This is a genomic window from Ensifer sp. ENS08 (genome assembly GCF_014852195.1).
Lineage (GTDB): Bacteria > Pseudomonadota > Alphaproteobacteria > Rhizobiales > Rhizobiaceae > Ensifer > Ensifer adhaerens.
In genome coordinates, this window is the sequence record NZ_JACVBF010000023.1 from 89,130 (window position 1) to 98,411 (window position 9,282).

Annotated in this window: 7 protein-coding genes; 4 read left to right on the forward strand and 3 right to left on the reverse strand. The window is 62.1% G+C overall.

The features are described 5' to 3' along the window. Positions 1-40: 40 nt before the first annotated feature. The 3 genes from IB272_RS31835 to IB272_RS31845 are packed head-to-tail and all read right to left on the reverse strand — an operon-like array spanning position 41 to position 3,909. The gene (locus IB272_RS31835; RefSeq protein ID WP_034800103.1) at positions 41-2,044 is read right to left on the reverse strand and encodes an acetyl/propionyl/methylcrotonyl-CoA carboxylase subunit alpha; all 2,004 of its coding nucleotides are present in this window, start codon (positions 2,042-2,044) and stop codon (positions 41-43) included. A 30-nt stretch (positions 2,045-2,074) separates the two neighbouring features. Beyond that, positions 2,075-2,365, reverse strand: a complete 291-nt coding sequence (locus IB272_RS31840) for a hypothetical protein (RefSeq protein WP_029742742.1) — start codon at positions 2,363-2,365, stop codon at positions 2,075-2,077. Positions 2,366-2,376: 11 nt separating this feature from the next. Further along, the gene (locus tag IB272_RS31845; protein WP_034800104.1) at positions 2,377-3,909 is read right to left on the reverse strand and encodes an acyl-CoA carboxylase subunit beta; all 1,533 of its coding nucleotides are present in this window, start codon (positions 3,907-3,909) and stop codon (positions 2,377-2,379) included. A 157-nt stretch (positions 3,910-4,066) separates the two neighbouring features. On the opposite strand from IB272_RS31845, the gene IB272_RS31850 reads away from it, so the two are divergent. The 4 genes from IB272_RS31850 (at position 4,067) to mmsB (ending at position 8,782) form a co-directional block, all read left to right on the forward strand. Beyond that, a complete protein-coding gene (locus IB272_RS31850; protein ID WP_034800105.1) occupies positions 4,067-5,485 on the forward strand; it encodes an XRE family transcriptional regulator in 1,419 nt (472 codons plus the stop codon). 117 nt (positions 5,486-5,602) lie between these two features. Next, positions 5,603-6,745, forward strand: a complete 1,143-nt coding sequence (locus tag IB272_RS31855; RefSeq protein WP_162731945.1) for an isobutyryl-CoA dehydrogenase — start codon at positions 5,603-5,605, stop codon at positions 6,743-6,745. Between the two features lie 23 nt (positions 6,746-6,768). Next, the gene (locus tag IB272_RS31860) at positions 6,769-7,827 is read left to right on the forward strand and encodes an enoyl-CoA hydratase/isomerase family protein (protein ID WP_113080676.1); all 1,059 of its coding nucleotides are present in this window, start codon (positions 6,769-6,771) and stop codon (positions 7,825-7,827) included. Between the two features lie 58 nt (positions 7,828-7,885). Beyond that, entirely contained in the window at positions 7,886-8,782 is an 897-nt protein-coding gene (gene mmsB, locus IB272_RS31865) for a 3-hydroxyisobutyrate dehydrogenase (protein WP_034800108.1), read from the forward strand. Positions 8,783-9,282: the final 500 nt, after the last annotated feature.

Genomic DNA, 9,282 nt, shown 5'->3' on the forward strand with positions numbered 1-9,282 from the left:
CGGATGTTCTCCTGGATGATGGCGTCGACAGCCGTCGCCATCATTCGAATTCCATGATCAGTTCGTCGACCGCGAGGCTGGCGCCGGCGGCGACCGCCACGCGCTTGACCACGGCCTTCTTTTCGGCGCGCAGAATGTTTTCCATCTTCATCGCTTCGACCACGGCAAGAGCCTGCCCGGCCTCGACGGTGTCGCCGGCCTTGACCGTGACCGAGGTGATGACACCGGGCATGGGGCAGAGCAGCATGCGCGACGTGTCCGGTGGCAGCTTTTTCGGCATCAGCCGCGCCAGCTCCGCAACCCGCGGGCTTCTGACGTGGGCAATGGTGTCGATGCCGCGCCAGCGGAGCCGGATGGCGGTTCCAACCCGATCGACTTTGACGCTCAAGGGCTCATTGTCGATATTGAAGGTGGCAAGGGTGCGGCCGGGAGCCCAGTCACCGGCGATCGTAACCGAAGCGCCGTCGGCAAATCGGACATAGGCACCATCGGCAGACGCGCCGGCGGTGACTGCAAAGTTGTGATCGCCGAGGCTGACCACCCAGTCGTGACCGACGATGCGACGGTGATTGCCGATCGTGCCGGAGATCTGGCTGGCGCGCTCCTGCAGCACCTGGTTGATCGATACGGCGACGGCTGCGATCTTGCGAAGCGACTGCTCGTCGGCCGCAACGCCGTGGAAGCCGTCGGCGAATTCCTCGGCGATATAGGCCGTGGTCAGCCGGCCCTCTCGGAACCGCTGCTGCTGCATGACGGCTGCAAGGAACGGCAGGTTGTGACCGATGCCTTCCACCTCGAACTGATCGAGCGCATCGGCCATGGCATCGACTGCCGTCTTGCGATCCGGCCCCCAGGTGCAGAGCTTGGCGATCATCGGGTCGTAATACATCGAGATCTCGCCGCCCTCGAAGACGCCGGTATCGTTGCGTGTCACCGTGCCATCTTCGCGTCTGCCCTCGACCGGGGGACGATAGCGCGTCAGCCGACCGATCGACGGCAGGAAATTGCGGTAGGGGTCTTCCGCATAGAGCCGGCTTTCGATCGCCCAGCCATTGAGCTTTACGTCGTCCTGGCCGAAGGCCAGTTTTTCGCCGCTCGCAACACGGATCATCTGCTCGACGAGATCGAGCCCGGTGATGAGCTCGGTCACCGGATGCTCCACCTGCAGGCGGGTGTTCATTTCGAGGAAGTAGAAATTGCGCTTGCCGTCGACGATGAACTCGACGGTACCGGCCGAATGATAGCCGACGGCCTTGGCGAGCGCGACCGCCTGTTCGCCCATGGCCTTGCGGGTCTCGGCGTCTAGGAAGGGCGAGGGGGCTTCTTCGATGACCTTCTGGTTGCGTCGCTGGATCGAGCATTCGCGTTCGCCCAGGTAAAGCGTATTGCCGTGTTTGTCGCCGAGTACCTGGATTTCGATATGGCGTGGCTCGGTCACGAATTTCTCAATGAAGATGCGGTCATCGCCAAAGGCGTTCTTCGCTTCGTTCTTCGACGACTGGAAGCCTTCGCGTGCCTCCTGGTCGTTCCAGGCGATGCGCATGCCCTTGCCGCCGCCACCGGCCGAAGCCTTGATCATGACGGGATAGCCGATCGAACCGGCGATCCGAACCGCCTCGTCGGCATCCTCGATCAGACCCATATGGCCCGGAACCGTGGAGACACCCGCTTCGGCCGCGAGCTTCTTCGAGGTGATCTTGTCGCCCATCGCCTGGATGGCTCCAACCGGCGGGCCGATGAACGCAACGCCTTCCTTTTCCAGGGCTTGCGCAAAGGCGGCATTTTCCGAAAGGAAGCCATAGCCCGGATGAACGGCATCGGCGCCGGTCTTGCGGATCGCATCGATAATTTTGTCGATGACGATATAGGACTGCGCCGAGGGCGAGGGGCCGATATGCACCGCCTCATCCGCCATGCGCACATGCATCGCGTCGCGATCGGCGTCGGAATAGACCGCGACCGTTGCGATGCCGAGCTTCTTCGCAGTCTTTATGACGCGGCAGGCGATTTCACCACGGTTGGCGATGAGGATTTTCTTGAACATCTTGTTTCTCTTTCAAATCCGGACTGCGCGTCAGCGTTTGAACTTGCGGCGATAGGGCAGAAGCGCGATCGAGGATGCTGCGGCAGCACCTCCAAAGAGCAACGCGAAAGGCACCACGACCATGAGGGTTGCGAGTACCGGGCTCGTCGAGCGTATGATGTGCGTGCCGACCGCGCCGATATTGAGCCAGATCAGCACGCCGGCCGTTATGGCCCCGATCGCAACGCCGATCAGCGCGTTGACGGTCATGTAGCGCAGCATCTGCCAGTGGTCGCGTCGGGCCTCTTCCGGTGTCATTACGCGTTCCGGCTCCCGTTCCATCGTCGCCTCCATCAGAGCGGGATCGTGTCGTGCTTGCGCCAGCGGACATCGACCTGCTTGTTGCGCAAGGATGCGAAGGCACGAGCGATGCGGCGACGCGACGAATGCGGCATGATCACTTCGTCGATGAAGCCACGCTCGGCGGCGACGAACGGATTGGCGAAGCGCTCCTCGTATTCTTTGGTGCGCGCCGCAATCTTCTCGGCATCGCCGAGTTCCGAGCGGTAGAGGATCTCGGTTGCGCCCTTGGCGCCCATCACGGCGATCTCGGCGGTCGGCCAGGCATAGTTGACGTCGGCGCCGATGTGCTTGGAGGCCATGACGTCGTAGGCGCCCCCATAGGCCTTGCGGGTGATCAGCGTCACCATTGGCACGGTCGCTTGGCTATAGGCGAAGAGCAGCTTGGCGCCGTGCTTGATGACGCCGCCATACTCCTGCGCCGTGCCAGGCAGGAAGCCGGGCACGTCGACCAACGTCAGGATCGGGATCGAGAAGGCGTCGCAGAAGCGTACGAAACGCGCGGCCTTGCGCGAGCTGTCGATATCGAGGCAGCCGGCAAGCACCATCGGCTGGTTGGCGACGACGCCGACTGTCTGGCCCTCCATGCGGATGAAGCCGGTGATGATGTTGCGGGCAAAGCTCTGCTGCAGCTCGAAGAAATCACCTTCGTCGGCGAGCGCAAGGATCAGTTCCTTCATGTCGTAGGGCTTGGTGGCGCTATCGGGGATCAGGCTGTCCAAACGCATTTCGAGCCGCGCCGGGTCGTCGTGGAAGGGACGGACCGGCGGCTTCTCTCGGTTGTTGAGCGGCAGGAAATCGAAGAGCAGGCGCACGTGCTCAAGCGTTTCGATGTCGTTCTCGTAGGCCGCGTCGGCGACGGAGGACTTTTTCGTGTGCGTGCCCGCACCGCCGAGTTCTTCGGCCGTGACGATCTCGTTGGTCACGGTCTTTACGACGTCGGGCCCGGTTACGAACATGTAGGAGGAGTCACGCACCATGAAGATGAAGTCGGTCATGGCCGGCGAATAGACGGCGCCGCCAGCGCAGGGCCCCATGATGACCGAGATCTGCGGGATGACGCCCGAGGCTTCGGCATTGCGGCGGAAGACCTCGGCATAGCCGGCAAGGGAGGCCACGCCTTCCTGGATGCGGGCGCCGCCCGAGTCGTTGAGGCCGATGACCGGCGCGCCGTTGCGTACAGCCATATCCATGATCTTGCAGATCTTCTGCGCATGCGTTTCCGACAGCGAACCGCCGAGCACCGTAAAGTCCTGGGAGAAGACATAGACCTGGCGGCCATTGATTGTGCCCCAGCCGGTGACGACGCCGTCGCCCGCGACCTTCTGGCCTTCCATGCCGAAGTCGACGCAGCGGTGCGTGACGTACATGTCGTATTCTTCGAAGGAGCCTTCATCGAGCAGCACCACGATGCGTTCGCGCGCCGTCAGCTTGCCTTTGCCGTGCTGGGCATCGATCCGCCGCTGGCCGCCGCCGGCTCTTGCTTCCGCCCTGCGGGCTTCGACCTGTTCTAGTATGGCGCGCATGGTGCCCTCCCGATTTTTTGATGCCCGGCTTTTTCAACGATTGTGCAGAGGCGCTTCGAGCTTCGCAATAGCGTCGAAGACGGCATGGAAAAACGTCTCTTCATGTGCAAATGTGAAATAGAGTATTTTGTGAAACGTAAATTGCAAAGTTGCAAACATGGCGATCGGCAAGCTCTACATCGGCCGCAAGGTCAGGGAATTGCGGGAAGCGAACAAGGCGACACAAGGTCAGTTCGCTGAACGCATCGGTATTTCCACCAGCTATCTCAACCAGATCGAAAACAACCAGCGGCCGGTTTCGGCGGCGGTGCTTTTGGCGCTCGCCGAAAAATTCCAGATCGACATCGCCGAGCTTTCGACCGGGGAGGGCGATCGCCTGCTTTCGGCGCTATCGGAAGCGCTCAGCGACCCCCTGTTCGAGACCTATTCGGCGAGCCTGCAGGAGCTGAAGCTCGTTGCCCAGAACGCGCCAGGCCTGGCGCATGCACTGATCACCTGCCACCAGGCCTACCGCCGCAACAGCGAACAGCTTGCGAGCATCGACGACACCATCGGCCGCGGCGGCCCCTTCGTCGAAACGACGCCCTATGAGGAAGTGCGCGACTTCTTCCATTTCGTCGACAACTACATCCACGAGATTGATATACTCGCGGAGCGGCTGGCGAGCGAACTCGGGCTCGGCGAAGGCGACAATCATGCAGCGCTTGCAAGCTATCTGGAGCAGCGCCATGGCGTCCGTGTTGTGCGCGGTGCTGCCGGCGACGAGGCGATCCGTCGCTTCGATCCGCGTGCCCGTATCCTGACGCTCAATCCTTACGCGCCGCCAGCGACGCGCGACTTTCAGATCGCCCTGCAGATCGCCCAGCTTCATGCCCGCGAGGAGATCGACCGGGTGGCCGGCAGCGCCGGTTTCCGCACGGAAGAGGCCTATGAGATCTGTCGCATCGGCCTGCAGAACTATTTCGCCGGTGCGCTCATCTTGCCCTATCAGGCGTTCTCAAAAGCCGCCCGCGACTTGCGGCACGATATCGAGCTGCTCGCCGCCCGTTTCGGCGCGTCATTGGAGCAGGTCTGTCACCGCCTTTCGACCCTGCAACGGCCGGGGCAGAAAGGCATTCCGATCTTCTTTGCCCGCATCGATCGCGCCGGCAACATCACCAAGCGCCATAGCGCCGCGAAGCTGCAATTCGCCCGCTTCGGTGCCGCCTGTCCCCTCTGGAACGTGCACCAGGCCTTCGAGACTCCGGGCAGGATCATCCGGCAACTCGCCGAAACGCCTGACGGCGTGCGCTACCTCTGTCTCGCCACCCAGATCACCAAGGGTGGCGGCGGTTTCCGCGCCGCGCAGCCGCGTTATGCGCTGGCGCTCGGCTGCGAGATCTCCTACGCCGATGCTTTCGTCTATGCCGACGACATGGATCTCGGCAACCGCGCCGCCTTCGACCCGATCGGTATTTCCTGTCGCATCTGCGAGCGCACGAAATGCGCCAGCCGGGCCGTACCGCCATTGAAGCGTCGCCTGATTGTGGATCATGACTTACGCGGCGCTCTGCCGTATCGTCTAAGTGAGAGCTGATTGGGCTTGTCTGTTCATTTTTGAACAGACCCTGTGAGAAGTTGCATATGGGCCTGCCGGAGGTTTGGTGTAACTAGGCCTTAATTGCTCGACTATGCGGTCAGGGAGGACATGCATATGGATTTTCGCCTGTCGGAGGAACAGGAGGCCATTCGTCAGATGGCGCTCGATTTCGCCCGCGACGAGATTGCCCCTCACGCGATCGACTGGGATCAGCAGAAGCATTTTCCGGTCGACACGTTGCGCGGCGCCGCCGCACTCGGCATGGCCGGCATCTACGTCCGTGACGATGTCGGCGGCACGGGCCTGACCCGGCTAGACGCTGCGATCATCATCGAGGCGTTGGCGACCGGCTGCCCCGCCGTCGCCTCCTTCATGTCGATCCACAATATGTGCGCCGGCATGATCGACCGTTATGGCACCAACGAGCAGCGCCAGCGGCTGCTGCCCAAGCTTTTGACCATGGACGTGCTCGCGAGCTACTGCCTGACCGAGCCCGGTTCCGGTTCGGATGCGGCGGCGCTGAAGACAAAGGCGGTCAAGGACGGCGACAGCTATGTGCTGACCGGCCAGAAACAGTTCATCTCCGGCGCCGGTGAATCCGGCCTCTATGTGATCATGGCGCGCACCGGCGAAGACGGCCCCAAGGGGATCTCGACCTTCATCGTCGAGAAGGATGCGCCGGGCCTGACCTTCGGCGCCAACGAGAAGAAGATGGGCTGGCACGTGCAGCCCACCCGCGCCGTCATGCTCGACGGCGTGCGCGTACCCGCTGAAAATCGCCTCGGCGGCGAAGGCGACGGCTTCAAGATCGCCATGGGCGGGCTCGATGGCGGTCGCTTGAACATCGCCGCCGCGTCGCTCGGCGGTGCTCAATCGGCCTTCGAAAGGGCGCTGGCCTACGTTCAGGAGCGGCGCGCCTTTGGCAAGGCGATCGGCGAATTCCAGGCGCTACAGTTCCGTCTCGCCGACATGGCGACCGATCTCGAAATCGCCCGCACTTTCCTTTGGCGTGCCGCTTCGGCGCTCGATGCGGGCGACCCGGAAGCGACGAAGCTCTGCGCCATGGCCAAGCGCTTCGTCACCGACCGCTGCTTCGCCGTCGCCAACGACGCGCTGCAGCTTCATGGCGGCTATGGCTATCTCGCCGATTATGGTGTCGAGAAGATTGTCAGGGACCTTCGGGTGCACCAGATCCTGGAAGGCACCAACGAGATCATGCGCCTCATCGTGGCGCGTTCGCTTATCGGCCGGAAATAGGCCAGAAACGGGAAAGACCGCTCATGGAAATGCAGACGCCAGCACCGGAAGTGATCGTCGAGCGCCAGGGCGCGGTCGGCCGGATCCGGTTGAACCGCACGCGCGCGCTGAACAGCCTCAACGTGCCGATGATCCGGTTAATCGCGGCGGCCCTGACCGAATTCGAGAACGATCCGGCGGTCGCTGCCGTGCTTGTCACCGGCGAGGGCGAGCGCGGGCTTTGCGCCGGCGGTGATATCCGAATGATCTATGAGAGCGGCCGCGAGCGCCCGGAGGAGGGCGCCCAGTTCTGGCGCGAGGAGTTCGTCGTCAACAGCCGCATCTCCGGCTACCGTAGGCCCTATATCGCCATCATGGACGGCATCGTCATGGGCGGTGGCGTCGGAATCTCCGCCCACGGCAGCCATAGGATCGTTACCGAGCGCACCAGGCTTGCAATGCCCGAAACCGGCATCGGCTACTTCCCGGATGTCGGGGCCACCTGGCTTTTGCCGAAGGCGCCCGGTGAATTCGGCACCTATCTCGGTCTCACCGGCCGGGACATCGTTGCTGCCGACGCGATCCTTGCGCGGCTCGCGGACAGTTTTGTCGCTGCGGACAAGCTGGAAGCCTTGATCGCTGATCTCGCCGCACTTGCGCCGAGCGCGGGCAGCGCGGATGTCGACGGCGTGATTGCCAGGCATGCTTCGGAAGCTCCGGCAACGGCGCTTCAAGGCCATCTTGCCCTGATTGACCGTTGCTTTGCCTTCGATACGATCGAAGAGATCCTAGCGGCGCTCGAAGCCGATGGTTCCGATTTTGCCAGGGAGACGCTCGCGCTCTTGAACTCCCGTTCCGCGCTCAGCATGAAGCTGACGCTCGATCTCCTGCGCGCCGGCCGCCGCAGTGCTTCGCTGAACGAATGCCTTGAGCGCGAATACTCTGCGACGCTCGGCATGCTCGCCAATCCCGATTTCTACGAGGGCGTGCGTGCCGCTGTGATCGACAAGGACCGCAATCCGAAATGGTCGGTTGGACTTGCCGACGTGACGCCCGATAGGCTCGCGCGATTTGCGCGCAAAGATCACCCGCCACTGTTCTAGCGCCTGAGGATGGGGCGCAGTTCGGTTTTGGCCGAGTTTCAATGCGAGGAGGAATGACATGACGAAGATCGCCTTTATCGGGCTCGGCAATATGGGCGGTCCGATGGCCGCCAATCTGGTGAAGGCGGGACACGCGGTCACAGGCTTCGACCTGTCTGAGGCTTCGCGCAACGCCGCGGCGAAGACCGGCGTTTCCGTCGCCGGCTCGATAGCACATGCGGTGCGCGGTGCTGAATGCGTCATCACCATGCTGCCGGCCGGCGCACATGTCCTCTACGTCTGGGATGAACTTCTCGGCTTCGTCGATCCGGGCACGCTCCTGATCGACAGTTCGACCATAGACGTCGATAGCGCCCGGAAAGCTCATATGCTCGCCGAAAAGATCGGCTGCCCCTCGCTCGACGCACCGGTTTCCGGTGGCACCGGTGGTGCTGCGGCTGGCACCTTGACCTTCATGGTCGGCGGCAGCGACGAGGCTTTTTCGCGCGGCAAGCCGCTGCTCGACGCCATGGGCAAGAAAATCGTCCATTGCGGAGGTGGGGGCGCCGGTCAGGCGGCGAAGATCTGCAACAACATGATCCTCGGCATTTCCATGGCCGGTGTCTGCGAAGCTTTCGTGCTGGCCGAGCGTCTCGGCCTGTCGCACCAGGCACTGTTTGACGTGGCTTCTACGTCGTCCGGCCAGTGCTGGTCGCTGACGACCTATTGCCCGGTGCCGGGCCCGGTTCCGACCTCGCCCGCCAACAACGAGTATAAGCCGGGCTTTGCCGCAAGCCTGATGCTGAAGGACCTGAAGCTATCGCAGCAGGCAGCGAGTGCCGCTGGTGCGACGACGCCGATGGGCGCGCAGGCCGCACAGCTCTATTCGATGTTCGAGAAACTCGGCCACGGCGGCGAGGATTTTTCGGCGCTGATCCGTCTGTTGCGCGGGAACGACGAGGCCAAGGCCGGTTAATTCATCCCGTGCCGATCGATTTCCGCCCGTTTAACCGGGCGGTAAGTGGCTGCTGCTGCCTGTGGATAGAAATACCGTTTAATTTCAATGTGTTGTGAGATTTATGTCGGGCCCATGAAAATCCCTGTTGACGTGTCGGATGTGAGGGGTCTATAAGCCCGATCACTGACGAGGGCGGCGGCGCTGCTGGCGACGACGACCTTCGCTCTAGAGTTTCCTGGTTGGCTTGGTGCTGATTGAGGGGTTCGGGACGAGAGTTCTGGGCTTTGTGGAAACGGTTTGACGGACGGTGCGTTCGTCGGTTTTTTGACAATTGAATATAGAGAAAGAGAAACGTGGGCGGCGGAGCTCGTGGGGAACTTCGGTTCCTTATGAAAGAGACTTTGGCGGTCACGTTTTAACAAGAGACTACACCTGTTTTCTCGGTGGCAATCTTTGGATTGTTGTTGATTGAAGACAAGGTGTGAGTTCTCGTCGATTCAGAACGTGACGTAATGCCA